Annotated in this window: 17 protein-coding genes; 10 read left to right on the top strand and 7 right to left on the bottom strand. The window is 40.9% G+C overall.

All coding sequences use genetic code 11. The annotated features are described in order from the left end of the window. Positions 1-361: 361 nt before the first annotated feature. Together V7K35_RS27100 and V7K35_RS27095 are read right to left on the bottom strand one after the other, a co-directional pair. Positions 362-568: a glycogen debranching protein gene (locus V7K35_RS27100; RefSeq protein ID WP_229498956.1), complete on the bottom strand. Its 207-nt coding sequence runs from the start codon at positions 566-568 to the stop codon at positions 362-364. Between the two features lie 407 nt (positions 569-975). Beyond that, positions 976-2772 carry an alpha/beta hydrolase gene (locus V7K35_RS27095; protein WP_335083278.1) on the bottom strand — a complete coding sequence of 599 codons (1797 nt, stop codon included), beginning with the start codon at positions 2770-2772 and terminating at the stop codon, positions 976-978. A 363-nt stretch (positions 2773-3135) separates the two neighbouring features. Here V7K35_RS27095 and V7K35_RS27090 point away from each other — a divergent pair, with 363 nt between their 5' ends. Then, on the top strand, positions 3136-3282 hold the full coding sequence (locus tag V7K35_RS27090; RefSeq protein WP_335083609.1) for a DUF6887 family protein: 147 nt from the start codon (positions 3136-3138) through the stop codon (positions 3280-3282). 92 nt (positions 3283-3374) lie between these two features. Here V7K35_RS27090 and rsmH read toward each other — a convergent pair whose 3' ends face one another. Continuing rightward, entirely contained in the window at positions 3375-4286 is a 912-nt protein-coding gene (gene rsmH / locus V7K35_RS27085; protein ID WP_335083276.1) for a 16S rRNA (cytosine(1402)-N(4))-methyltransferase RsmH, read from the bottom strand. Between the two features lie 253 nt (positions 4287-4539). Here rsmH and V7K35_RS27080 point away from each other — a divergent pair, with 253 nt between their 5' ends. Both V7K35_RS27080 and V7K35_RS27075 read left to right on the top strand, forming a co-directional pair. Further along, on the top strand, positions 4540-5724 hold the full coding sequence (locus tag V7K35_RS27080) for an NAD(P)H-quinone oxidoreductase subunit H (protein WP_335083274.1): 1185 nt from the start codon (positions 4540-4542) through the stop codon (positions 5722-5724). 398 nt (positions 5725-6122) lie between these two features. Further along, positions 6123-9542 carry a helicase-related protein gene (locus tag V7K35_RS27075; RefSeq protein WP_335083273.1) on the top strand — a complete coding sequence of 1140 codons (3420 nt, stop codon included), beginning with the start codon at positions 6123-6125 and terminating at the stop codon, positions 9540-9542. Between the two features lie 119 nt (positions 9543-9661). Here the strand turns inward: V7K35_RS27075 and V7K35_RS27070 are convergent, their stop codons facing one another. Next, complete coding sequence (locus tag V7K35_RS27070; protein WP_335083271.1) at positions 9662-9907, bottom strand: hypothetical protein; 246 nt, start codon at positions 9905-9907, stop codon at positions 9662-9664. Between the two features lie 297 nt (positions 9908-10204). On the opposite strand from V7K35_RS27070, the gene V7K35_RS27065 reads away from it, so the two are divergent. The 5 genes from V7K35_RS27065 (at position 10205) to V7K35_RS27045 (ending at position 19509) form a co-directional block, all read left to right on the top strand. After that, positions 10205-13762, top strand: a complete 3558-nt coding sequence (locus tag V7K35_RS27065) for an Eco57I restriction-modification methylase domain-containing protein (RefSeq protein ID WP_335083269.1) — start codon at positions 10205-10207, stop codon at positions 13760-13762. 583 nt (positions 13763-14345) lie between these two features. Further along, the gene (locus V7K35_RS27060) at positions 14346-14735 is read left to right on the top strand and encodes a VOC family protein (protein WP_335083267.1); all 390 of its coding nucleotides are present in this window, start codon (positions 14346-14348) and stop codon (positions 14733-14735) included. A gap of 338 nt (positions 14736-15073) precedes the next feature. Beyond that, a complete protein-coding gene (locus V7K35_RS27055; RefSeq protein ID WP_335083265.1) occupies positions 15074-16819 on the top strand; it encodes a Dyp-type peroxidase in 1746 nt (581 codons plus the stop codon). Between the two features lie 236 nt (positions 16820-17055). Further along, positions 17056-18267 carry a class I SAM-dependent methyltransferase gene (locus V7K35_RS27050; RefSeq protein ID WP_335083263.1) on the top strand — a complete coding sequence of 404 codons (1212 nt, stop codon included), beginning with the start codon at positions 17056-17058 and terminating at the stop codon, positions 18265-18267. Between the two features lie 363 nt (positions 18268-18630). Next, positions 18631-19509 carry an NAD(P)-dependent oxidoreductase gene (locus V7K35_RS27045; RefSeq protein ID WP_335083261.1) on the top strand — a complete coding sequence of 293 codons (879 nt, stop codon included), beginning with the start codon at positions 18631-18633 and terminating at the stop codon, positions 19507-19509. Between the two features lie 426 nt (positions 19510-19935). Here V7K35_RS27045 and V7K35_RS27040 read toward each other — a convergent pair whose 3' ends face one another. Continuing rightward, on the bottom strand, positions 19936-21960 hold the full coding sequence (locus tag V7K35_RS27040) for a chromosome segregation ATPase (protein WP_335083259.1): 2025 nt from the start codon (positions 21958-21960) through the stop codon (positions 19936-19938). Positions 21961-22113: 153 nt separating this feature from the next. Further along, positions 22114-23019, bottom strand: coding sequence for an Hsp33 family molecular chaperone HslO (hslO, locus tag V7K35_RS27035; protein ID WP_335083257.1), 906 nt, complete (start codon positions 23017-23019; stop codon positions 22114-22116). Positions 23020-23158: 139 nt separating this feature from the next. Here hslO and V7K35_RS27030 point away from each other — a divergent pair, with 139 nt between their 5' ends. After that, on the top strand, positions 23159-23545 hold the full coding sequence (locus V7K35_RS27030) for a hypothetical protein (protein ID WP_334794858.1): 387 nt from the start codon (positions 23159-23161) through the stop codon (positions 23543-23545). Between the two features lie 266 nt (positions 23546-23811). Here V7K35_RS27030 and V7K35_RS27025 read toward each other — a convergent pair whose 3' ends face one another. Further along, the gene (locus tag V7K35_RS27025) at positions 23812-25146 is read right to left on the bottom strand and encodes an HlyD family efflux transporter periplasmic adaptor subunit (RefSeq protein ID WP_335083255.1); all 1335 of its coding nucleotides are present in this window, start codon (positions 25144-25146) and stop codon (positions 23812-23814) included. A 966-nt stretch (positions 25147-26112) separates the two neighbouring features. On the opposite strand from V7K35_RS27025, the gene V7K35_RS27020 reads away from it, so the two are divergent. Continuing rightward, positions 26113-26367, top strand: coding sequence for a hypothetical protein (locus V7K35_RS27020; RefSeq protein ID WP_335083253.1), 255 nt, complete (start codon positions 26113-26115; stop codon positions 26365-26367). The last annotated feature ends 21 nt before the right edge of the window (positions 26368-26388 follow it).

Raw genomic sequence — 26388 nt, 5'->3', positions numbered from 1 at the left:
TTGTTAATAATTTGAGAATTTTAATCCGAATTTTATCCTTCATTAACCTTTTCTAATGGGATTTGCTGCGATCGCTCTAGGCATTAGCATAGGTGCAGCCTGTGGTAAACAAGCGATGCCTACGGCGGGCTACACCTACGCTCCTGAAATCTGTTCGATCAAAATCCCAAATAATGACCTCCATTTCAGACGATTTGCATCTCAAACCAAAATGGTCTAACTGTCAGCAAAGCAGGATTAAACAGGCATTTGGTGAGGCAAAGCGCGTTGGAGTTTTGCCAAAGGCAAGCAGAAAAAACAAAGGTAATCTTGTCTCTTTGGAAATGGCTAACCGATGCAGCATACTTTCCATTGCACCCAATTAATTGAGTTTTAAAGAATTCACCGGCACTTCATCCCAAGAATCGACTGTCCGCAATTGCGCTACCCAACCTGCTGCCTTTTGCGTCTCGGTCAAATTATTCTCAAAGGAATCATGACAATCTTTGGCTTGAGATTCATTACAAGTGGCAATACAGGCATGAATCATTCCAGACGGATCAATTTGCTCATTTACCCAAATAGTCATAGAGTATTCCCTCAAAAACTTTAGCGAAAAAAGCTATTCGTTATTTTAGAACACTATTAGAGTTGAAAATTGGATATCAAAATCGACTTGTATCCCTACGGGGAAGCAAGCTTGGCGCAGCGTCTCCTGTCTTGAGAAGCAACTGGCGCGACACAGAGGTAAGAAGTTAAAAAGAGGTTTTTCGACTAACATTTTTACCCACCTTGAAAGGGCTAATTTATCGGACTTACGCACTGTACAAATTAACCATAATGTGGATTATGAAATTTCGTCGTTTCAGACCCTTCATATAACCCTAATTTACTCGTATATTTGCGACGCCGAATAGCCTGCGGCGGGACTGCAATAGACCTGATGATAAATTATCTCATGGGTTCCATCTGGAGGAAAGCCAAAGTTATACATTTTCAAGTTATGCGAATTGTTTGGATTTGTCCTTTTGCGGATTCGCCTTGAGCAAACGGAGTTTTACGAGTTGCAAGCAGAACTTGAATATATTTGCTTTTACAATCTTCAGAAAATTTTGAATTAAGTAACAATTCATCAGACTGATTTGAGCCTGTCTGTTGGTGTATAGAATCTGAATATCTCTTAAGTAGTCCCTTATAACCAAGAAAAGCAAGTTCATTAATTAGGAGTTGACAAAATTCGCCCTCCAAATATCCTCCATGTACGTTGATATACCTGGGAAATTTAAAAAAGTACGCTCCACACAATTGAACATAGTCCCAAAAATTGAGAGCAGATTGTTTCTTGGAGAAACTGAGAATTCCTCTCTTTGATCTTTCTGTATCAGTGCAATCAGTATAATCAGTGCAATCAAAATATGTAAAAGAGTCTGCAATAGCCTTCTCGTGAAGTGGAACGTTATTATTCAGGCAATGTAAACTTTTACGCTCGTTTGAGGATGCTCGGATTTCCAGATATTCAGAAGGAGGAGCAGGGTTAGTAAAATCGGCATTCTGACAATTCACTATACCATAATTTTTTGGTAACGATTTTTTCTTATCAACAGTTACGTTACCTAATTTATATCCTCTATCCCTAGTTTTAGTTGGAAAACTAAAATAATTAGCAGCGGGTGAAGCCAAGCGTAATGCTAAATCAGCTTCGTTAGAAAATATGTAGGCTTCTTCACAACGCATCAATGAAGATTTCAGAAAATTAGCCCTAGAAGTTAAAATCGATTCCACAGGAATATCTGGTGCAACAAGCACCAATCTTCCTAGTTTAAATACATTACCAATTTTAGAAGAAGGTTTATGAATAAGTGCGTCAGGGTCAAATACATCAGAGAGAATACGAATCGTCTGAGTTGCTACTTCACAACCTAAGCTATGAGCAATAAATGATACTTTTATTCTACTGTTTTCCCTATTTTTATTATTGGGATATTTATCTAATATTTCGTTTTGTAAATCTTGGAAAAATGTTACTAAATCTACTACACCATAATTACTAGCCCGAAAGCGATCGCGAGGGTAAGATGTCACACGAAGGATGATTAGTGCTAAAATTATACCGGTCAACAATACGAAGAAAACGATGACAAATATTAGCCACGGATAAGGATTTTTGACAAATAGACTGAAAATTGCACCAAACAACCAAGCAAAAAAAACCAATAATAATCCATTCGGGATGATGCGTAAAGAATCTGTTGCTTTTGCTATGTGTGTTATCCAAACTCCAAGCCCAGATGCAAGGAGAATAATTAACAGAGATTTGAAAATAAAATTCGATGCAGTATTTGTCCAGAGTGTTAATATAATAGCTATTAAACTAAATACAAGGGAAGTAATTAATATTCCCACAATTAAACTTGGTAGTGATTCTAAGGAATTTCCAGTTTGAACTAAAGGACTTTCAGTAGGCCAGCGATAGCCAATAAATACACAATTGCGATTGTCAGGTGTAAGTCCTGAATCTTGTGAATTGGCATATTTGCAGGCTTTATTATAGCGGTTTTTAGCATCTTCTTCAGAATTAGCATAGCCATGTATATGGAAGACTAATTCCGGTTGATCGCTACTAGTGAGATACTCAGCAATTTTCTTTATATCTACACTATCATTATGCTGTTGAGGTTCAGGTGGATCTTCAACATTAATAGTTGCAGTACTTTTTACATAATAGCCAGGTACTTTAGAATAACTACCTTTTTCAAGAACCTCAATGGTATATGCTGATTCTGGATTTGACATATATTTGAATATTTTATTATGAAAACGAAAACAGTTATTTAGTGAGCATTAGCAGCTAGAAATTGCTTAAATATTACATTAAGTCGAATTAATTATAAAAATAAAATTTAAAAAAGTTAATTTATCTGGATAAAAAATATTTTTGAAATCGTATTTTTCCTTAGAGTATTGCTGGATTGGTAAAATTAATTGATAAAATTTCTTGGCAGATGAGGAAAATATTATAGAGATATACCCTAATAGTAAAGGGAGATATAGGACTCCAATTTTATTTATGAAAACATCCTGAGACTGAAAAGCCCGTTTGATCGCGGTTTGATCTGAAATCTCATTCAAAAATCAGATATGAGTCCTATATATAGGATGAGCAAGCCTAATTTTCATGCAATGAGTCAGAAAGAGTTACATGATTACGTTCTTGCTCATCGGGAAGATCAGGAAGCCTTCTACGCTTATGTGGATAAGCTACATGTTGAAGGTAATTGGATTGAACCACCGTTACAGTCATAACAGGATTTAGAAAATTATCATAAGTTCATTGAGCGTATTCGCAGCAGTTCTGAGCCAGGAGAAGGAGCAGTTTAACGCTGCATTCATTGCATTTACAGCAGCTTTTGGGCTATCCTCAGTTTGGCCGATCGCGATCGCGGATTCCTCTGAATTTCCTCTTCTAATGCAATAATCGGCTTCTTTGTCAAGACTTTTAACAAAGGTGAATTTCTTAAACCATGCTTCACCGGGCGGTCTTCCAAACTGTGAAAACTGATTATTGCAATTCTGCCACCAGGGACAAGGGCATTTGGTGCTTTATCCAAAAAGGTTTCTAGGGATTTTAACTCATCATTGACGACAATTCGCAGAGCTTGAAAAACACGGGTAGCGGGGTGAATTCTCCCATAACGGTATTTCGGGGGAACTGAAGAAGCGATCGCTTCAGCCAATTCAACAGTCGTATGCAACGGCCGCCGTTCAACAATGCGACGAGCAATGCGCCGCGATAATCTTTCCTCACCGTACTTAAAGAAAATATCTGCTAAATCCGCTTCATCCCAATTATTAATCACATCAGCAGCAGTTAGCGATCGCCCTCGATCCATTCGCATATCCAAATTCGCAGCTTGGCGAAAGCTGAAACCCCTTTCTGCTTGATCTAAATGGTAAGAACTCACTCCCAAATCGGCTAAAATACCATCGAAAGTGTTGGGGGGAAACTCGTAGTCAGCAAAATTGCTATAAATAAATTGTATGCGAGCCTCCTTCGGAGGAGCTTCGCTAACGCCATATTCAGCTAAATTCTTCTTTGCGGCTGCTAAAGCCTCTTCATCTTGGTCAACTGCCGTTACCCGCACATCCGCAGCAGACTGTAAGATCAGGCGACTGTGACCACCACCGCCTACCGTCACATCTAAATAATGCCCACCCGGACGCACCGCCAAACCCTCAATTACCTGCCCACCTAAAACTGGCACATGAAAAAATTCCTGCGCCTCAACTCCCTGAAATCGAGCTTCCATATAATAATTGAAGAAGTGCAACAAAATTAAACATCAAGTAAAATCCCTCCTCTGTCACCCCTTCTCCAACATACCCCTGTATGAGCAATACATCTAGACGCCCCAAAGGCAGTTTTCCTGAGAGTATTGCTCCTGCAAGCTTGATTTTGGCTTGGCAGACTAGATAAATCGGGTCTGGTTGGCATTTTGGCGGTTCAATTCAAAATTTTGGCTTTGGCACGCTACACGAACACAACGGGAGAACACGAAATCTATGACCAGACTAGAAACCCGCACTGAACCGATGGTGCTAAACATGGGGCCACACCACCCCTCAATGCACGGGGTTCTGCGGCTAATCATGACTCTGGATGGCGAGGATGTCGTTGACTGTGAACCAGTTATCGGCTATTTGCACCGGGGAATGGAAAAAATTGCTGAGAACCGCACTAATGTAATGTACGTTCCTTACGTCAGTCGCTGGGACTACGCTGCGGGAATGTTCAACGAAGCCGTCACTGTTAACGCCCCAGAAAAGCTTGCAGGTGTCGCTGTCCCCAAACGTGCTAGTTACATCCGCGTCATCATGCTGGAGTTGAACCGCATCGCTAACCACTTACTGTGGTTTGGCCCCTTCCTCGCTGACGTAGGCGCTCAAACTCCCTTCTTTTACCAGTTCCGGGAACGGGAGATGATTTATGATTTGTGGGAAGCCGCTACAGGCTATCGGATGGTAAATAATAATTACTTCCGCGTTGGTGGAGTAGCAGCCGATTTGCCCTATGGTTGGGTAGATAAGTGTCTGGAATTCTGCGACTACTTAATACCCAAAGTTGATGAGTACGAACGCTTAGTAACCGATAACCCCATCTTCCGGCGACGTGTTGAGGGTCTTGGCACTATCACCCGTGAAGAAGCAATTAACTGGGGACTTTCTGGCCCAATGTTACGCGCATCTGGCGTGCAATGGGATTTGCGGAAAGTTGATCATTACGAATGCTACGACGATTTTGACTGGGATGTGCAGTGGGAAACTGCCGGTGATTGCTTTGCCCGTTACGTGGTGCGGATGCGGGAAATGCGCGAATCTGTGAAGATTCTTCGCCAAGCAATTAAAGGACTTCCTGGCGGTCCTTACGAAAATCTGGAAGCCAAGCGTTTAGCAGCAGGTAAAAAATCCGAGTGGGACGCATTTGATTATCAATTCATCGGCAAAAAAGTTTCCCCCACTTTCAAGATACCCAAGGGTGAAATCTACGCTCGTGTAGAAAGTGGCAAAGGTGAATTGGGAATTTATTTGGTTGGCGATGATAACGTCTTCCCTGCACGTTGGAAGATTCGCGCAGCAGATTTCAACAACCTCCAGATTGTCCCACATTTACTGCGGGGCATGAAGGTTGCAGATATTGTGGTGATTCTCGGCAGTGTTGACGTAATTATGGGGTCTGTGGATAGGTAGATAATATCTATCTAAGTACTTTTTTAGAGCAGTTGTATACAGTGCAACTGCTCTATTTTTTTAGCATTGGTAAAACTGCCGATTATAGCGTTTCTGTGTTGAGTTAAATAAAGACCAAACAAGAACAGCCCCTTAAGAAAGCTACGTGGGGAGTAAACTTCCATTCCTCTCTTTTTTAGAAGAGAGGAATGGAAGTGAGGTTTTCCAGATTTCGTGAAAAGTCAGACCACTCGTAGGGGCACAGCATTGCTGTGCCCCTACCATCTGTTGCATCCAAACGAGAACTGCTATATATCAAGTCTAGTACCGCACCCTTGACTAATGAATCACGCCTACTCTGGCTGGAAAAATTTTTTACTCATATAACATAAATGATCTCTTTTTAAACGTTTTGAGTAATGCCCCGGATATTTGACAACATTGATTTACAACTGCTACCGATTTTGCGAGAAACTCTTAAAGTCTCTTATCGGGCAGATTTTTGCGTTGGCTACTTCAACCTCAGAGGTTGGCGAAAAATTGATGATTTAATCGAACAATATGTTGGTAGTGAAAATGCTTGTTGCCGTTTGCTAATAGGGATGCAAAGTTTGCCGAGTGATGAAGTTCATGCGGCATTTACTCTTAGTAGTGGTGATGGACGGATTGATAACAGTGCCATCGTGCGGTTGAAAAAACGCATGGCGGCGGAATTTCGTAAGCAGTTAGCTATCGGTGCGCCGACTAATCAGGATGAAGCGGGGTTGCGGCGGTTAAGTCATCAGCTAAAAACTCAGAAACTAATTATTAAACTATTTCTGGGCCATCCCCTGCACGCCAAATTATATCTTGTACATCGCCATGACTTTAATACTCCAACAGTGGGATTCTTGGGTAGTAGCAATTTAACCCTTCCAGGACTGGTGAAACAAGGGGAGCTAAATGTTGATATTTTAGATCATGATGCTTGCAATAAGCTGCAAAAGTGGTTTAGCGATCGCTGGCAAGATTACGGTTGTGTAGATATTTCCCAAGAATTGGCAGAAATTATCGATCAAAGCTGGGCAAGAGTTGAGTTAATCCCACCTTACTACATCTACCTGAAGATAGCTTACCACTTATCCCATGAAGCGATCGCTGGACTTTCAGAATTTCGTATCCCCCGCGAATTTAATAACTTATTTGATTTCCAAAAAGCCGCCGTGCAGCTAGCAGCACGTCATGTAACTAGGCGTGGTGGCGTGTTAGTGGGTGATGTGGTCGGTTTGGGCAAAACCCTAGTTGGAACCGCCCTTGCCAAAATATTACAAGAAGATTGTTTTTTAGAAACACTGATTATTTGCCCAAAGAACTTAGTGTCAATGTGGCAAGAATATGTAAATAACTATCGGCTACTTGCCGAAGTTATGCCAATTAGTCAAGTACAAAATAAATTACCAAAACTCCGGCGTTACCGAGTTGTGTTGATTGATGAAAGTCATAACTTACGTAACCGTGAAGGCAAACGTTATCGAGCAATTACAGAATATATTGCAGCTAACGAAAGTAAATGTATTTTATTATCAGCTACTCCTTACAATAAAAGTTATCTTGACCTTTCCGCCCAACTCCGGCTATTTGTGCCAGAAGACGAAGATTTGGGATTAAGACCAGAAGCTTTAATTAATGAACTTGGTGGCAGTTCTGTAGGAGAATTAGAGTTTATTAGAAAGCATCAATGTTCAGTACGTTCTTTAGCTGCCTTTGAGAAAAGCGAACATCCTGATGACTGGCGAGAATTGATGAAGCGTTACATGGTGAGACGCACTCGCTCTTTTATTAAAGATAATTATGCCCACACAGATGAAACAGGGCGGAAATATTTAGAATTTTCTGATGGCAGACATTCTTACTTTCCCCAGCGCCTACCTCGTAGTCTCAAGTTTCCTCTAGAAGATTCTAACACTGACTTTTATTCTCGCCTTTACTCTGAATTAGTAGTAGAAGTAATTAATCAACTTAATTTACCTCGTTATGGATTAGGAAATTACGTTATTGCTAAACACAAAGAACCGCCTACAGACACCGAACAACGCTTTATTAATAGTTTATTTCGTGGCGGTAGGAGGTTAATGGGTTTTTCTCGCACTAATTTGTTTAAACGTTTAGAAAGTAGTGGTATTGCTTTTATCCAATCAATTGAACGCCACATTTTACGGAACTTCATTTATTTATATGCCCTAGAGCAGGGGCTTGATATTCCGATTGGAACTCAAGAGGCTGAGTTATTAGATACAAGTAATAATGATGAAGATGCCGATTCTGTGGCAGCAGCTTTGTTTGATACAGAAACAGAAGATGATTCTACTGCTTCACTGCAAGTAGAGAGAGAAGTAACTCCTTTTTCTAATGAAGAAGAGAAGGTATCTAAAACAGAAAAAGTCTTTCGTCAAAGAGCAGAGTCAATTTACCAAGAATATACAACTCGATATCAACGACGATTTAAGTGGTTGCGTTCTACACTTTTTGACATTAAAAAACTGAAACGGGATTTATTAGAAGATGCCAAAGCACTTATTAATGTCCTGCAAGAGTGTGGCGAGTGGAATTCTCAAAAGGATGAAAAACTTGCTGCTTTAATTAAACTGTTAACAATAACTCACCCTAAAGATAAAGTACTAATTTTCACGCAGTTTGCCGATACAGTCCGCTATCTTGCAGACAATTTACAGTCAAGTCATATTATTAATGTGGCAGGGGTAACGGGTCAATCTCAAGACCCTACAGTAATCACAGGAAGATTTAGCCCTGTGAGTAATGGAAAACGGGAGCAAATTTCATCATCAAATGAGTTGCGGGTTTTAATCGCCACAGATGTTTTGAGTGAAGGTCATAATTTGCAAGACTGTGCAATTATCGTCAATTGGGATTTACCTTGGGCAATTATTCGCTTAATTCAACGCGCTGGACGAGTAGACCGCATTGGACAAAATGCTGACCAAATTCTCTGTTATTCTTTTTTACCAGCCGAGGGAGTAGAACGGATTATTAATTTACGGGGACGACTCCGCAAACGACTGCAAGAAAATGCTGAAGTGGTGGGAACTGATGAAGCATTTTTTGAAGATGATGATGCACGAGTAATTCTTGACCTTTACAACGAAAAATCTGGAGTTTTAGATGGTGAAGAAGATACAGAAGTTGACTTGACTTCAGAAGCGTTTCAAATTTGGAAAAAAGCCACTGATGGTAATCCGGGCTTGAAAAAAACGATTGAGGAAATGCAAAATGTAGTTTATTCTACCCGCGCCCATACTCCGCAACCTGTGCAACCGGATGGAGTATTGCTTTATATGAAAACCACTGAGGGAAATGATTCTTTAATTTATGTTGACCGCGATGGAAATAGCGTTACTCAATCACAATTAGCGGTTCTTCGAGTGGCGGCGTGTGAAGAATCCACCCCAGCGATACCCAGAGACAAACAGCATCACGAATTAGTTAAAAAGGGTGCTGAATTGATTGCTGAAGAAGAGAAAAATGCAGGCGGTCAATTGGGACGACCATCAGGTGCAAGGTTCCGCACTTATGAACGACTGAAGAGTTATGTTCAACAGATGAAAGGAACACTATTTGTTAGCGAAGAACTTTTAAAAGCAATTGATGAGATTTACCGTTATCCTTTGCGACAATCAGCCATTGATACTCTTAATCGCCAACTAAGAAGCGGCATTAATAATCAGCAGTTGGCTGAATTAGTAGTGGCGCTACGGATGGATGACCGTTTGTGTATTGTAACAGAAGAACTGGAGAAGCGAGAACCTGAAATTATTTGTTCTTTGGGTTTATTTGAGGAGTAGCGGTATGTGTAAGGTGTGTTATGGCGTAGCGTAGCGCAACGCACCCTAAAATACTTAACATTAAATTAGCAAAACCCAACAAGGGCTTGATAATGTTGGGTTTCGTTCCTCAACTCAACCTAGGCCTTGCGTAAAATACTGAAATCAGAAAGCAAAAGCTTGTTTTGCTTGTGGAAAACACCAAAATTAGAAAGTAAAAGCTTGTTTTGAAGAAGCAAAAGCTTGTTTTGCATGTGGAAAACACCAAAATTAGAAACTAAAAGCTTGTTTTGAAGAAGTAAAAGCTTGTTTTGCATGTGGAAAACACCAAAATTAGAAACTAAAAGCTTGTTTTGAAGAAGCAAAAGCTTGTTTTGAAAAAGCATTTCAGTATTTTGAGAAAAAAATTAGGCATTTTGATAAAGAAATCAGCAAATATACTTGACAATTAAAAATCACAGATGCACAGAACTAAGTCGGCGTTTAGATAACTCAGGTAATATCCCTGAACCTACTTTGATATAAAGGATTTATAAAGTATAAAAAGCATGGTTAAAATTTAACTCGTATAAAGAGGCTTTTTTAAAGTCTGTCAGCGCAGACTTAATTTTTAGAGTCACAGATTTATTTTCTGAGTGGCAAATTTACTATGCTCTTTTTTTATTCCTCAAGTATGGTAAATTATGTCGCTTAATTTTCAACGAACACGCGATTTACTTTATAACTTCCAATTTAGTATTTTATTTATAGAAGAATTAGGTTGGTCTAAACCTACAAGACAAAAACCTGTAACCTTAAAGATTGAAAATAAGACATATCAATACCAGAAAATTGCTGAACTTTCAGGTGTTGCAATCTTTGAAATCACTGCAACAGATGGGAAAATACCAGAGGCTAAAGTTAGAGTTACTATTCATCAAGAAATAACTAAACTAATAAATGAAAATCTCCTAATTTTTATTACCGAAGAACGCACACGTAGTCTTTGGTATTGGGTTAAACGAGAAGGAAGTAAAAGCTACGTCCGTGACCATTTATATGTGAAAGGTCAACCAGGAGACTTATTTTTAAGCAAGCTTGGTTCTTTAGTTATTGATATTACTGAATTAGAACATGGGGAACCGACGGTTGTCGAAATTGCCTATAAGTTACAACGCGGGTTTGATGTTGAGCCAGTAACTAAGAAATTTTACAAAGAATTTCAAGAGCAACACCAGAAGTTTTTGCTGTTTGTTAAAGGAATTGATAATGAGACAGATAGACGTTGGTATACATCGGTAATTCTGAATCGCCTGATGTTTGTTTATTTTCTCCAACGTAAGGGTTTTATTGATAACAAAGATTTAAACTATCTGCAAAATAAACTTGAACAAAGCCAGCAAAAAGGTGAAAATTATTTTTATGCTAAATTTCTCAAGGCTTTATTTTTTGAAAGCTTTGCAAAACCTGAGTTTGAACGCGATTTATCTGTACAGGAATTGGTAGGAAAGGTTAAATACCTTAATGGTGGGCTATTTCTCAAGCATCATATTGAAGATAAATATGATATTTCTATAGTTGATAAGGCGTTTGAGCAAGTTTTAGATTTGTTTGGGCGTTATTCTTGGAATCTGGATGATACGCCGGAAGGTAAAGACGATGAAATAAATCCTGATGTTTTGGGTTATATTTTTGAGAAATATATTAATCAAAAAGCTTTTGGGGCGTATTATACTAGACCGCAGATTACAGAATATCTTTGTGATAGAACTATCCACAAGTTAATTGTAGACCGCGTAAATGATGCGCTATCTGATAATGATAAGCGGTTTGAGGATATTAACGAACTTCTTATCAAGCTGGATGCAAATGTTTGTCGTCTACTAATGGAAGATATTCTTCCTAATTTATCAATTCTTGACCCCGCTTGCGGTTCCGGTGCTTTTCTTGTCGCGGCGATGAAGACGCTCATCCAAGTTTATAGTGCAGTGTTTGGGACAATTAAATTGATGAGTGATGGTACTCTCAAAAAGAACCTTGAAGATATAGAAAATTCTCATCCATCACTACCTTATTTTATCAAAAAGCGTATTGTTTCTGATAACCTTTATGGTATAGACATCATGGAGGAAGCAACAGAAATTGCTAAACTGCGCCTTTTCTTAGCTTTGGTTTCTTCAGCTTACGATGTTGAAGAGTTAGAACCATTGCCTAATATTGATTTTAATATTATGGCGGGTAATTCCTTAATTGGTTTAATTCGGGTAGATGAAACAGCTTTTGATGCAGTCGGAAATTCTCTACAAGGAAATCTATTACAGTCTTTAGCCGCAGATAATTATAAAAAAATTCTCGAAGAAAAGAATAAATCTCTTGACTTGTACAAAAAACACGCTTTTTTACCTAAAGCATTACCCGATACAGATACACCTCAAGATACTCGATTGATACACCTCCGCAAAAATATTGAACAACTCAACAAAAAATCGCAAGAAAAGTTAAATGTTTTGCTATTGGATGAGTTTAGTAAACGCTTGGGTATCAAATATGAGGAAGTTCAGTTAACTGGAAAATCACATAAGCGGGTTTTGAAGGTTGAGGATATTGCAGCTTTGAAACCGTTTCACTGGGGTTATCATTTTGACAAGGTTTTAGAACGCGGCGGTTTTGATGCAATTATCACTAATCCACCGTGGGAAATATTTAAGCCACAAGCTAAGGAGTTCTTTGCACAACATAATGAACTTGTGACGAAGAACAAAATGGATATCAAAGATTTTGAGAAAGAACAAAGTAAACTTTTACAAAATCCAATAATTGCAAGTACTTGGTTAGACTATCAAAGTCAATATCCTTATGTCAGCGCTTATTATCGTTCATCAGAACAGTATAAAAATCAGATTTCTGTAGTAAATGGTAAAAAAGCAGGTACAGATATTAATCTCTATAAGCTATTTACAGAACAATGTTTTAATCTTTTACGTTCAGGCGGTGAGTGCGGAATTGTAATTCCTAGTGGGATTTACACAGATTTAGGGACTAAGCAATTACGGGAAATGTTGTTTAGTCAAACTAAAGTTACTGGTTTATTCTGTCTTGAGAATCGTAAGGAAGTCTTTGAAGGTGTTCATCGCAGTTTTAAAATAGTTGTTCTTACTTTTGCAAAAGGTAGTACAACAACAGAATTTCCATCAGCTTTTATGCGTCATGATGTGCAGGAACTTCAAAGGTTTCCTAGTGATGATAGCTTACAGATTAATATTGATATGGTGCGTCAACTCTCACCAGATTCTTTATCTGTGATGGAGTTTAAAAATAAGGTAGATATCCACATAGCTGAAAAAATGCTTAAGTTCCCCTTACTAGGTGAAAAGATTGAGGGGAAATGGAATTTACGGTTAACTCGTGAATTTGACATGACAAATGACAGTCATCTCTATTTTAAAGAGCAAAAACCAGAGATGCTATCATTATATGAAGGTAAAGTGTTTCACCAATTTACTCATAAATGGAGTGAGCCTAAGTATTGGCTTAATGAAACTGAAGCAGCTGAACAGTTATTATCGCCACGTCATAAATATATAGATAGAATTAGTAAAGAATTTTTTAGTAGATTACCTGGTAGTGTACAAGTAGCTCTTGATTATAAATCTTATAGACTAGCTTTTCGTGATGTGGCTGCTAGCACTAATGAGCGTTCTATGATTATGACTATATTGCCAAAAAATGTTTTTTGTCCACATACAGTTTCTCTTGAGCAAGTCTATGATGTTCGTGTAGAAGACGGAAAAATTAATCCTAATTACCAACTAATCAGCAATGCTGAAAAATTTTATATTTGTACAATAATGAATTCGTTTATTATAGATGCCTATTTAAGACGAAGTATTACTAATCATCTTTCATTCTTTTTTGTATATGCAACACCCGTCCCACGTTTAACAAAAAACGATCGCAACTTCAACGACATTGTACAACGCGCTGCCAAACTCATCTGCACCACACCAGAATTTGACGAACTCGCGCAAGAAGTCGGTCTAGGTTCCCATCAACAAGGCGTTACCGACGAAACAGAACGCGCCAAACTCCGCGCCGAACTCGATGGAATGGTAGCACACCTTTACGGCTTAACTGAAGATGAATTTAGCTACATCCTCACGACATTTCCGATTGTTAATGCGATCGTTAAAGAAGCAGCATTAGAAGCTTACCGTACCTTTGCCCCAATGTTTGGAAAATCAAAAAAGTTAGCATTAATTTAGTAAGGTAAGAGTGATAAACTCAAATTGATATCTACTGCACCTTGAAATTTGCAGTAAAACAAACAAGATAAAGCAATGGAACATGAAATCGTAAAAACCATTGCCGCTTTTTTGAATACTAATGGCGCAAGCATAAAGGTTTTTAACCATGTTAGCTGATTGGTATAGCGGTTCCCATTCAGATGCGGTACAACATTATATCCCCAAGTGTAGGGGCACGGCACTGCCGTGCCCCTACGGGTGTAACTTACGTAAACGAGAACCGCTATAGGACGGGTAAAGGCTGATATTGAATTAAAGCCAATCCAGTTTTGTCATCAAGATTTTCTCTGCAATTTGCAGATTTGCGCCAACTTGGTTGTACCAATTTTGATATTTAGAGGACTATGAGGATTGCTAATAGCACATCACTGTTAAGGGCATAATTATTAGGTCGCCATCAGATATGGAAATGATGCAAACAGAAGCACAAATAGCAACAGATCGTAACATTCTGGATTAAGCTACTGTGTATTCAAATCGCATACAGTGAAGTAGCAAAGATCCTCGCTAGCACTGATTTTTCTAATAAGGAGAAATAACTGTGAAATTTGGTTACACGCTCATCTGGGTAGACGATGTAGTTAAAACCGTTGAGTTTTACGAAAAAGCTTTTGGTTTAGTTCGTCGCACTCTCCTGGATAAGGGGCAATCTATCTGGGCTGAAATCGAAACCGGAAACACCACACTAGCTTTCTCCTCCAGTAGCGAGGCACATAAATTATTTCCTGGCGGCTTCCATCCCAACGACGCCACACAACCACCGACATTAATCCAGATATCATTTATCACTCCTGATGTTGGCAGCGCTTATATGAGAGCAATAGGCGCAGGCGCAAAAACACTAGATGCCCCTAAAACTCAGCCTGGGGGACACACTATTGCTCGTGTCCGCGATCCTAATGGCGTGCTTGTGTCGTTGGTGAGTGGCTAGGTAACAAATTTCCTTGGACGCGATTAATTGGGCTGACGTTGACGTAGCCCGTCGTAGACATCGCGATCGCTTGGGCGAAAATCAATACTTAAGAAACCATTTATAAAATAAATCAAAAGTTAGGGTGTGTTACGGCTTTAGCCTAACGCACCGTGTTATGTAGCGCTGTGTTAGGCGCTTTAATTATATTGAAATATGCGCTGAAATATGGGGAGAATTGCTGCATAAATTCTTTACCAACGTCCGATAAGTTAACACAGGTTCCCATCAGGGATACCTGATTTCATTTTTCCATTCTGGAATAGCCAATAGGCTTTACTATCAACAGGACTTTCATCATGACACAAGAAATAATTCGTGAAGCACCTGCTTCTGAAACCTTAGAAGGTCAACAGGCAAACGCATTCTTCTACGCCTCTGCGCCTAATGATCCTATTCTCAATGTCAATAACATTCAAGGCAACATTCTAGGTGGGTTCAATAAAGATTACCAGGCCCTCTTGTTCCTTGAAATTGAAAATCCAAATGCCTTCAAGCAGTGGCTTGAGTTACAGATCGACTTCATTGCTACCGCCTCAGAAGTGATAGCCTTCAATCGCGTATTTAAGTCGAGCAAAGAACGACGAGGCCGCGAAGGCGCTGTTAAGGCAACCTGGGTCAATATCGCTTTCTCCTTTGAAGGGCTGAAGAAACTAACCAATGATGCCGATGCATTTACGGATACATCCTTTAAAGCTGGGCTAGCAGCACGCGCTATTGATTTGAACGACCCAGTGGACAAGGATGGCAAGCCTATTGGCTGGGTTGTGGGTGGGCCGGATAATGGCAAAGTTGATGTAGTTTTCATTATTGCCAGCGACGAACGCGCGGACTTGCTAGCAGAAGTCTCGCGCATCTTAGAAAGCATTGTGGCATTTAGAGACGATCAAGGCAAACTTAAGAGCAGCGGAGCCAGAATTACCTTCTTGGAAGAGGGAGCCAACTTACCCGCACCCCTGTCTGGACATGAACATTTCGGCAACAAGGATGGAATATCACAACCTGGTATTCGTGGCAGAGTTTCTGATAATCCTAAAGACCTTCTTACTCCTCGGCAGAATTCAAAGAAGCCAAACCAGGGCAAACCAGGACAGGATGTTCTGTGGCCAGGAGAGTTTGTTTTTGGCTATGAGGGTCAAAACAATGAGGCTAAAACGTTGGAAGATAGCAAAGGTGAGGTTGTGTCGGCAGGACTAAGACTACACTGGGCGAATGATGGCTCTTATCTTGTATTCCGCCGATTGCGTCAAGATGTGTATAAGTTCCACAAGTTTTTAAACGATACTGCTGCCTACCTGAATACCGACCCTCCAAAGGTGAGCGCAAAGCTGATTGGTCGCTGGCCTAGTGGCGCTCCCACTGTCCGCACGCCCGAAAAAGATGCCCCGTGTTTGGGTGATAATGACGATGCCAATAATGATTTTGAATTTAACGGTGATGATTCACGCAAGAATCATTTCTTCAAAAACGATGTAGTTCCGCCTTCTGATGATGCAACGGGTCTGCGTTGCCCGTTTATTGCCCATACCCGCAAGACTTATCCACGTAATGACAAAACACCAGGAGGTGGAGGTCCTGGGCCAGAAGAGATTGACCGCAGTGAAGTGACCACTCAAACACACCGCTTGCTCCGTCGCGGCATTCCTTATGGCCCGGTGTCTCCTTCAACGCCGAACAATCCGCTACCAGACCCGAACTTTGTTGATCGTGGTCTGCACTTTTTGGCTTATCAGACCTCAATTGAAGACCAGTTTGAGTTTGTAACCAAGTTATGGGTTAACAATCCAGACTTCAGTGAACCGGCGGCTACCAATCACAAGGTTGACGGTAAACTACCCCTTGGTCACGATCCAATTATTGGTCAAAGTGAAAATAACAAACCAAATGGCGATCGCACACGCGAGTTCTTTATCCACCTTGAGGATGACCAAGGTCAACCTCTAACTAAGAAGTTGACTGCACCTGAAGACTGGGTGATTCCTACTGGTGGCGGCTACTTCTTTGCACCGTCGATTTCTGCTTTGAAGGATGTATTGACAAAGTAAGGATTTGATGTATGTAGTAGATACTAAACCATTTTGTGGCGTTGCATTGGTGGGCGATCGCATGAAACTGCAAACTTCTCAAGTTTTGTCTGTCAATGAATGCCAGCGCTCATAGCACAGTGGTCGATATTATGGGGTTTGTAGACCGTTAGGGAAATTATGAATTATGAATTTTGTTTTGCATCATTCATAATTCATTTATTTTCTCTACACCCTAATTTAAAACCTCAAATTTTATGGATTCAAATCCAGCATTGTGTGCAGCGATCGCAAATCACATTACCACTAGTCCCCAGCAACGAATTACTTTTGCCCAATTCATGGAGATGGTATTATACCACCCTGAACATGGCTACTATTCCAGCGATGCTGTCAAAATTGGCTTTCAAGGTGGTGATTTTTTCACTTCTCCCAACCTCTGCACTGACTTTGGTGAGTTACTAGCAGAACAATTTTTCCAAATGTGGGAGATTTTAGGAAAACCTGTACCCTTTTCTCTGGTAGAAATGGGAGCAGGTCAAGGACTGCTAGCATTGCATATCCTCAAATATCATCAGCTACGCTACCCAGATTTTTTTACTGCACTGGAATACATCATTGTTGAAAAGTCCCCAACTTTAAGACAAGAACAGCAGCAACGCTTGCAAGATTTGCCCGTGCGTTGGTGCAATTTAGAGGATATACCATCTGAGGCGATCGCAGGCTGCTTTTTTTCTAACGAGTTAGTAGATGCGTTTCCAGTGCATCAATTCATCCTAGAAACGGGAGAACTCCGAGAAATTTATGTGACAACAGACAAGAATGAGAAAGAAACCAATGCCCCATACCCATCATTTGTAGAAGTCACAGGAGAACTTTCAACGCCCCAACTGGCTGAATATTTGGATTTAGTGGAAATCAACTTTACCCAAAGTGCATACCCAGATGATTACCGCAGTGAAATTAATTTAGCTGCTCTAGACTGGTTGAGTATAGTAGCAGACCGCTTGCAGCGCGGCTATGTGTTAACAATTGATTATGGCTACCCCGCCAGTCGTTACTATAATCCCAGGCGATCGCAAGGAACCCTACAGTGTTATTACCATCACCGTTTCCATGACAACCCCTATATTAATATTGGGCGACAAGATATCACTGCCCATGTTGACTTTACGGCTTTGGAACGCTGGGGTAAGCGGTGTAGCTTAGAGAAAGTTGGTTTTATCCAGCAGGGATTATTTTTAATGGCGTTGGGGTTAGGCGATCGGCTTAGCCGCGTCTTTGACGAACGCATTGCTGCCCTTTCTGATCAACAGCAACCCCTTTTACAGTTACTACAGCGCCGGGACGCACTACACCAACTTATAGATCCCACAGGACTGGGCGGCTTTGGAGTCTTAGTTCAGAGCAAAGGTCTAGACAAGACAGAAATTTCTCAACCACTAAAAGGATTGACGCTGCCTGAGTAAATGTAAAGAAAGAAAAGTTAAAACTCTATTTAAGAATGCACTAGCAGTCTGATTTAGACTAGCATAACAGTGATTACTGTAAACTTAAACACACTACCAAAGTAATAATTATGTCCACTCATGACCTGCTAATGCTAGCAACACTACTTACCCCTGGTATTTTGCTTTCAGTGATAATTATGGTGACTTTTGCGGCTGGTGGTTGATTGCCAGAGTTAGAGAATAGTGCGTGGGGAGTAGGGAAACTGGGATTTGGGATTGTATCTTAAGTCTCAAGTAACTACTTTCCAAATAATTTGAATTAAACAATGCAAACGCGATGTCCACGATGGGCTGTGAAGCTGTATTAAAGGAACGTGAAAAATGAAGGTGGCATTTCTGGGAACTGGACTGATGGGACTACCAATGGCTCAAAGGTTATTAGCCGCAGATATACAGCTAGTTGCCTACAATCGCACCCCAGAAAAATTAGCACCGCTACAAGCAGCTGGGGCTGAAATTGTCACACATCCCCGCCACGCCATTCGTGCTGCTGAGTGTGTAATCCTCATGCTTACTAATGCCCCGGCCATTTATAATGTGTTGCTTTCAGATACTGCTTGGCAAACTCTGGAAGGGCGCACTATCATCCAAATGGGAACAATTACTCCCACAGAAAGCCAGGAAATTAGAGATGCAGTTGTTTCAGGTGGTGGTGAATATTTAGAAGCACCCGTATTAGGAAGTATCCCGGAAGCGAAAGCTGGCAAGTTGAGTGTTATGGTAGGTGCTGAACCAGAACAATATCAACGCCACTTGAAGTTACTCCAAAATTTTGGGACAGAACCTTTACTTATAGGCCCTGTGGGAACTGCTGCGGCGCTCAAATTGGCACTAAATCAACTAATAGCTTCCCTAACAACTAGCTTTGCTCTGAGTCTAGCTTTTGTCCAGCGTCAGGGTGTCGATGTCGATGTGTTTATGCAAATATTGCGCGACAGTTCACTCTACGCACCTACCTTTGACAAAAAGCTACAACGGATGTTGGATGGCAATTATGCTGATCCGAATTTCCCCACAAAACACTTGCTCAAAGATACAGAATTGTTTATCTCTGAAGCGAAATCTCAAAGTTTGGATCTCAGCAGTATTAAAGGTGTACGGCAAATCTTGCAAACAGCCGTGAAAATGTCATTTGCTGATGATGATTACTCATCACTATTTTCTGTAATTAAGGAATGGGGAGAAGCGATCGGGGAATAAATTTTTGTAGGGTAGCACAGCTAACTGTGTTACCCTAATCCGTGGTTTATATACAGCAAGGGACTGGGGACTAGGGACTGGGGACTGGGTGAAAAGCCTTTTTGTATCTAAGTTTTATCATGTGTTAATGTCCTAACCACCTTAGCTATTGCTATACTTAAAAAAGTTGTAAGTTGAGACACATTGAGAGAAGTTTCTACCTACACCCCAGTTTCCCTGATACAGCATTTTGCATTTAAATGAAGTACATCCTTACCCCCCTTAATCCCCCCGATGTATTGGGGGGAAATTCCTAATCTAGTTCCCTCCCCTTTCTAAGGGGAGGGTTAGGGAGGGGTATTTTTGTACTTCATTAACTTGCAATCTGCTGTATACACTTTGAAAATGCTGAATTAAAAGATTTTAACTAAATCGTTAATAAGGATATTACTGCCCATTAGTAGTAGTTGATGGAGGAAATGGTAGAGACTCAGGCTGAGGCTGAGGTGACGGTTGAGGATTGAGAAATGCCTGCCAAGTCTTAATTTGCTCCTGCGCTGCACTGTAAGCAGCACTACCACGGGGAATCGATTTGGCAATCTCAATGCCTTTGGCAATATCAGACTGACCTTGAGAGCGTGCTATTTCTAACAATTGCTGACTCCACTGGTCAATAGCGAGATTTGCATCCATCCGTAAGATGCTATTATTTGAAACCCGATCTGCCAACCGCATTGCTTCAACCAAGGCTTCTGGCGTGCCAGTCGCACCCACTTCCTGAGCTTTTTTCCAATTTTCTCTGGTGCGGATTTGCCCTTCCCAGTCATTTATCGCAGCTTGTGCTTCCCTAGAAAGCGCCCTTCCCGACGAGGCAATTTGTTGAGCGGCGCTAATGGCGGCAGTGAGATTTCCACTCTGAGCTAGTTCTTGTGCTTGATCCAAGTAGGGTTGGTCTTGAATTCGCTGAATCTTTCCTACCCAAGTACGAATTTTTTTCTGTGCTTCTGGATATAATGCACGACCTCTACGAATTTCGCTGGCTTGGGCGATCGCTGCTTGCAAGGAGTTGATATCGTCAAATACTGCTATTTGGTCGGCCCGTTCTAAGTAAGGTTGGTCTTCAATTGTCTCAACTTCGGCACTCCAGCGACCGATCTCTTGTCTAGCTTCTGTGGCGCGGGGGTTACTAGAAGGGATCAGCTGCACTTGGGCGATCGCTGCTGTTAAATTAGGGACTGTTCCCTGGCTAGCTAATATTCTCGCTTTGTCTAGATGGGCAACATCTTCAATTTCCAACTGCCAACGAGCAATCAGTTGCTGTGCTTCGTTGTACACTGGTCTGGAAGGATCAATTTGTTGTGCTTGGGCGATCGCAGCCTCTAAACCAGAAACATTACCGATCCAAGCACTTCTTTTCGCGTCAGCCAAGGCAATAAAGTCATCTGTTTCGCCCTGGAGTTTCGCACTCTCTGGAATTTGTCTAGCAATATTCAGTGCTTCATCCGCATCCCGCTTGTCTAGTTTTGCCTGTGCCAACTCCAGCATTTTGCGTCCAAATGTCGGAATCGCTTCCTGAGCTTTTTGGTAAAGGTAACTTTCCTGCCCAATCGACTCAGCTATCTTGATCGCTTCTAGTAAATTATCAACTACTTTACTAGAAGCTAAGTTTTCAGCTTTTCCTAACTTATCGCCATCTTCCCGCGCTGTGGCGATCAGGCGATTCAATTGGTCGTATTTAGTAGTTGCCCAGTACTGATTGTCTACGCGCAGCATTTTGGCGGACAGCATGAATGCCGATTGCCAGCGTTGTTCCCGGACTTCGGCGATCGCACCGTTGTATGTGGCTTCTGCTTTTGACCAAATTGACTGCCATTTGCCAATTTGCTGATCGACTAATTTATAAGCTGGTACATCTTCGGGTATTTTCTCAGCTGTAGCGATCGCTTCCTCTAAATTCCCTGTTTGGAAACTTTGATCAGCTAGCTTCAAAATATCCCGCGACCATTCTTGAATGAAATGATCAATTTCTCCATGCAACGGGTGATTTTGTGGTAGTTGCTTCACCAGAGCGATCGCTTGCACTAGGTCATTCACTGTCTGTTTAGAAGCCGCCAACTGAGCGCAGTGTATCCGCACAGAAGCACTAGCTAGGGGCCAAAAAATCGATGGGCAATTAGGGGCAGCTGGCAACTTCAGCAGCATTGCCATTGCCAAGAATCCGACACCCCCGGTAATTAACATTAGCAGTACTGGCCACCACACCCAGCTTTTCATCCACCGTGGCCATTTCCCAGGACTTTTACTGAGTTGGGCAGTTTTTCGCCGCTTCACTGACTTGGAGCTAGAATCAGTCGCTGCGACATCAAATGGTTGAGTTTCACCGAATTGTTCTGTTCGGGATAATCTTGTGTTTTGATCTGGCTCTCTTGCTTTGCCTGTTGACCAACTGTCTGGAATATCCCGCTCTGTCATCTCTCACACCAAAATAATTGAATAGCGCTCTGTTTTAGGTCGATAATTCCATTCTTGCCATAGTAACTTTCTCGTGATTAAAAAGCTACTTTTTGATTATCTCTCTCCACAGACTACCATTAACAACCTGGAAAATTAGTGCTGTTTTATACTTTATCCCGAAACAGTAGATTCAGCTTGCAAATCGGCAATTAGTTGAGCTAACTGCTCACTACTTGCCTGGTAAACGTTGCCGCAAAAGTCGCAAGTTGCTTCAGCACCATTATCTTTAATAATCATATCTTGCAGTTCAGCTTCTCCCAAAATTTTAAGTGCCCCCAAAACGCGATCAAAAGAACAACCACAGTGGAAGCGCAGCATTTGTCTTTCAGGAAAGATTGCCAGCCCCATGTCTCCTAGCAGGTCGGTGAAGATTTCAGTCAAAGTCTTCCCAGCTTGCAACAATGGCGTAAATCCTGCTAGACTAGCTACCCGTGATTCCAAGGTTTTTACTAAGGCTTCGTCTCTGGCGGCTTTGGGTAACACTTGTAGCAGTAATCCTCCAGCAGCCGTTACTCCACTTGCTCCCACGAAGACACCTAAAACTAAAGCTGAAGGTGTTTGTTCAGAATTCACCAGATAATGAGCCACATCATCGCCAATTTCGCCAGAAACTAGTTCTACAGTACTAGAGTAAGGATAACCATAACCGATATCCCGCACAACGTAGAGGTAGCCGCCACCCACCGCACCACCAACGTCTAGCTTACCTTTGGCATTAGGAGGTAATTCCACAGATGGATTTCCCACATACCCGCGTACTGTTCCATCTAAACGTGCATCTACCAATATGCCACCCAAAGGTCCATCGCCCTTCACCCGAACATTCACCCTCGACCCAGTTCGCTTCATGCTAGAAGCCATCAACAAGCCCGCCGCCATAGTCCGACCCAGTGCTGCCGTTGCCACATAAGAAAGCTTGTGGCGTCCCCGTGCTTCTTCTGTTAAACGTGTGGTAATCACACCTACGGCACGAATCCCACCTTCGGCTGCTGTTGCACGAATTAACTGATCCGCCATGAAAAACCTTACATTTCTTAACAGTTCACTTTTTCTATTCTAAGTTCTCTGCTGGTAGAAAAGTGACACCATAATAACTAGTGATTGTATTTGCAATATTAGAAATAGCGATGTCTCACCTTTAGGTAATCCTATAAAAATGCTGGGTAATTTTCAACAAAGCCAACTGCGGATAGAAATAGAAGCACCAACAGATGCAATTCGTGACAGTCTGCTGCATCCGGTGCAACTAGAAAAATGGCTCTTAGGGCAACGCTTTGCGCCAGGAATGCCAGAAAAACTGCTTCCCGGATTCCAGTTTACTACCTGGACTGGGCCAGTCTCGATTCATCATCAAGTAGACGTTGTAAAATCCAACTGTCTCCGTTTGCTACTGAGTGGAGGCATTGACGGGTTTCACGAATGGTACTGGGGAGAAGGTTGGGTACAATCCCGCTTGGAAGGAATTTCCATTTTGCCCTTGAATTTGGGTCAAACCCTGAGTTTGTTAAGCTTGCGTCAGTTTTTGGCAACTCAAGGACGTTGAATTGACTGGACGTGAAGGGATTGGGCATAGGGTATTAGGCATTGCTTGTTCTTTGCGTCCTTGTGCCCTCAATCCTCAATCTCCAGTTTTCTCATTGGGTACAATCCCGTTTAAAAATAATTTCAATTTTACCTTTGAATTTGGGTCAAACCCTGAGTTTGTTAAGCTTGTGTCAGTTTTTGGCAACTCAAAAACGTTGAATCGATTCAACGTGGAAACAAAGAGGATTTTCCTTGTCTGTGTCTCTATGCCTATTCTCAATCAGCCTACAAATCTGTCAACAGCCTTGCTTTTCTCAAAATAAATGTCAGAACAGTCTCTTCTTTAGAAATAATGTCGGCTGTAACTTCCATACCAGGTTGAATGGCATAAGATTGATTGCCCTTAATCAGATAATATCTATCGGGCTGAATTGTGATCTCGTAGTAAGGTGCAGCAGGAATATTACTGTTCGATTGAGATATAATCGCATCGGCAGTAATACCTCTAACAGCACCATTGAGTATGCCATAATCGGGGTACGGATAGGCAGAAAGCCGCATTTGGACTTTCCCTTGAGTACATTTTGTAACTTGTACAACTTTACATACTTTTACCTTGGTAATATCAGAAGCGGCAACACGGGCTTTGATCACCAGAGGGGCACTACTAGGGGCAATTTGAGCGATCACATCCCCAGCCTTCACAACTTGCCCAGTATTTCTTAATTCCAGTCTCAGAATAGTACCTGCCTCTGAGGTTCTAATTACAGTTTTTTGCAGTTCCGTAAAAACTCGTTTAAGTTCTTGTTGAGCGTTGCTAGTTTGGTTTTGGATTTCTATTTGACGCCTGATGATTTCTTGTCTGTCTTTGTTCAATGCCGCCAGTGTAGATTTACCCTTTGTCGATTCTTGGGCAATGCGTTCTTGGGCGATCGCCACAGTCGCATCACTGGGATTGAGTCCAATTTTGCTACGTTCCAATCTAGCAAGTGCAGCTTTAAAAGCTTGTTCTTTTTCTCTAATTTCGGCATCAGGGATCGCTCCAGTGTTAGCTAGCCCCTTATATCGGTTCAGTTGATCCCTAGCTAACGTCACAGAGGCTTCTGCTTCGTCCACTTCTGTCTGACTTGTAATTCCCCTGTCTCGATAGTCTCGTTGGTTGCGACTCAAGTCTGCTTTTGCGGATGTGATCGCCTGTTCCATTGCATTGGACTCAGCAGTGACTTGAGTTTCTAAGGCTTTTAGTTGTCCATTGATCTGCGATCGCTGTAACTGATTTTGTTGGATATTTCCGAGTATTTCGTCTTTTCTACTTTCTAATTGGAAGTTGTCGATCACTGCGATCGCATCTCCCTTTTTTACAACCTGATTTTCCTTCACCTTGATGCTTCTGATTGTTCCCTCAGCTGATGCTTGCACTAACCGTATTTCTCCCGTTGGGCGGACGGTAGCATCAGCTTTCACTATTATGTTGTATTTAAAGACACTAGCAAGGCTGAAGGCAGCGCCAATACTTCCAATTAAAAATATCCCTCCTAACCTTGTCCATATGCTGATTGGCGGAAGATATTCGTCGTTTTCGACTAGGCGAATAAAGTCTGGTTGGGGGTCAATAAACATAGATGCTAAAAAACATTTTGGTTGTGTTAATAATCTAGCAAAAAAATCTACCTAGCCTTAGCGTGACGACGAAAATTTAGGGAAATCCAAAAAATAAAAGCTTTCTTCCGTTTTAATCATATTTTTGGCAAAATTCCTATAATTTTGGCGTTTTAGCGCTGGAGGCGGAAAGCAACGGCTTTTACTTTTATTACTGATAAGTGCCTTACTTGGATATAGTTAGTATGTAAATACAAGGTTTCTATACAGTTAAGTCTAAATAATAATTAGCGCATTTAGTTAGAACACCAAATCTTTATAAATTTCTCTAAAAATTTATCATTTCTTTATTTATTTCTGAACAAGGTATACTAGACAAAGCTTTAAAAAAGCTTTATTCCAATTAATCAATAATTAAGCAAACTGAAGCGTATTTATATTAAAAGAAATTATATCTATTCAAATTAGCTGTGTATAGAATAATTTTATAAAAAGTGCTTTTACATAAAAATACTTATTCAAAGGTGCATAATCCCAGTTTTTTAATCTTATGATTTTATTTAAGTATAATTTGTATAAAATAATTTTTTATCTACTTTACTAAATCTTTAATTTGGGCATTTTCGTGGTTCTCTAAGTACTAATACGTAATAAATGTAACTTATGTTGTTTATGAAAAGATTAAGTTTTTAAAGCGCTATATTATGAACATACATATGATATTTACGTTATCTACATCTGCGATTTTTTGAGAGATAATTAAAAGCTTTTTTGAATTATCTACTTATGTATCAAAATATCTCTGTAGTATATTTCTGAAGAGGTGTAATAGATGTTTATTACAAAATTAGTCGCTTGACCTTTTGAGCAAGAGTCGTATAAGATACTTTTAACGACATCGAAACAGTAACTAAATATACTTTTTCCGTTTATATTTGTTACTTTTAAGTGACGTTAATCCCAACAATCAAGCGAGAAGTTAAGATTATGGAAAGCATGTTGTTCACTACATTAACCGCCCAAGAAGAAGCAAGTTTGTCTGGTGGTAATTGGAAGAAGAAGAAGCCCGTTCCTGCTAAACCTGCCACCCCTGCCACCCCTGCTAAACCCACCACCACCATAGGTCCTATTACTATTACCTTTGCACCCATCGTTACACAAGTCGCCATTAATACTAACACTGGTGCCGTAAAGGGCGACCTCACCCAAGTAGCTGCGAACCAAATCACATTTAAACCGTAGAAGGGAAAGAATAAACGTAAA

The sequence above is a fragment of the Nostoc sp. genome (genome assembly GCF_036917275.1).
Taxonomy (GTDB): Bacteria; Cyanobacteriota; Cyanobacteriia; order Cyanobacteriales; family Nostocaceae; genus Nostoc.
This window is presented reverse-complemented; position numbering and strand designations above follow the sequence as displayed.

Coding starts and splice junctions, on each gene's coding strand:
- V7K35_RS27100 (WP_229498956.1), bottom strand. CDS start 568: ATGACTATTTGGGTAAATGAGCAAATTGATCCGTCTGGAATGATTCAT.
- V7K35_RS27095 (WP_335083278.1), bottom strand. CDS start 2,772: ATGTCAAATCCAGAATCAGCATATACCATTGAGGTTCTTGAAAAAGGT.
- V7K35_RS27090 (WP_335083609.1), top strand. CDS start 3,136: ATGAGCAAGCCTAATTTTCATGCAATGAGTCAGAAAGAGTTACATGAT.
- rsmH (WP_335083276.1), bottom strand. CDS start 4,286: ATGGAAGCTCGATTTCAGGGAGTTGAGGCGCAGGAATTTTTTCATGTG.
- V7K35_RS27080 (WP_335083274.1), top strand. CDS start 4,540: ATGACCAGACTAGAAACCCGCACTGAACCGATGGTGCTAAACATGGGG.
- V7K35_RS27075 (WP_335083273.1), top strand. CDS start 6,123: ATGCCCCGGATATTTGACAACATTGATTTACAACTGCTACCGATTTTG.
- V7K35_RS27070 (WP_335083271.1), bottom strand. CDS start 9,907: ATGCTTTTTCAAAACAAGCTTTTGCTTCTTCAAAACAAGCTTTTAGTT.
- V7K35_RS27065 (WP_335083269.1), top strand. CDS start 10,205: ATGTCGCTTAATTTTCAACGAACACGCGATTTACTTTATAACTTCCAA.
- V7K35_RS27055 (WP_335083265.1), top strand. CDS start 15,074: ATGACACAAGAAATAATTCGTGAAGCACCTGCTTCTGAAACCTTAGAA.
- V7K35_RS27050 (WP_335083263.1), top strand. CDS start 17,056: ATGGATTCAAATCCAGCATTGTGTGCAGCGATCGCAAATCACATTACC.
- V7K35_RS27045 (WP_335083261.1), top strand. CDS start 18,631: ATGAAGGTGGCATTTCTGGGAACTGGACTGATGGGACTACCAATGGCT.
- V7K35_RS27040 (WP_335083259.1), bottom strand. CDS start 21,960: ATGACAGAGCGGGATATTCCAGACAGTTGGTCAACAGGCAAAGCAAGA.
- hslO (WP_335083257.1), bottom strand. CDS start 23,019: ATGGCGGATCAGTTAATTCGTGCAACAGCAGCCGAAGGTGGGATTCGT.
- V7K35_RS27030 (WP_334794858.1), top strand. CDS start 23,159: ATGCTGGGTAATTTTCAACAAAGCCAACTGCGGATAGAAATAGAAGCA.
- V7K35_RS27025 (WP_335083255.1), bottom strand. CDS start 25,146: ATGTTTATTGACCCCCAACCAGACTTTATTCGCCTAGTCGAAAACGAC.
- V7K35_RS27020 (WP_335083253.1), top strand. CDS start 26,113: ATGGAAAGCATGTTGTTCACTACATTAACCGCCCAAGAAGAAGCAAGT.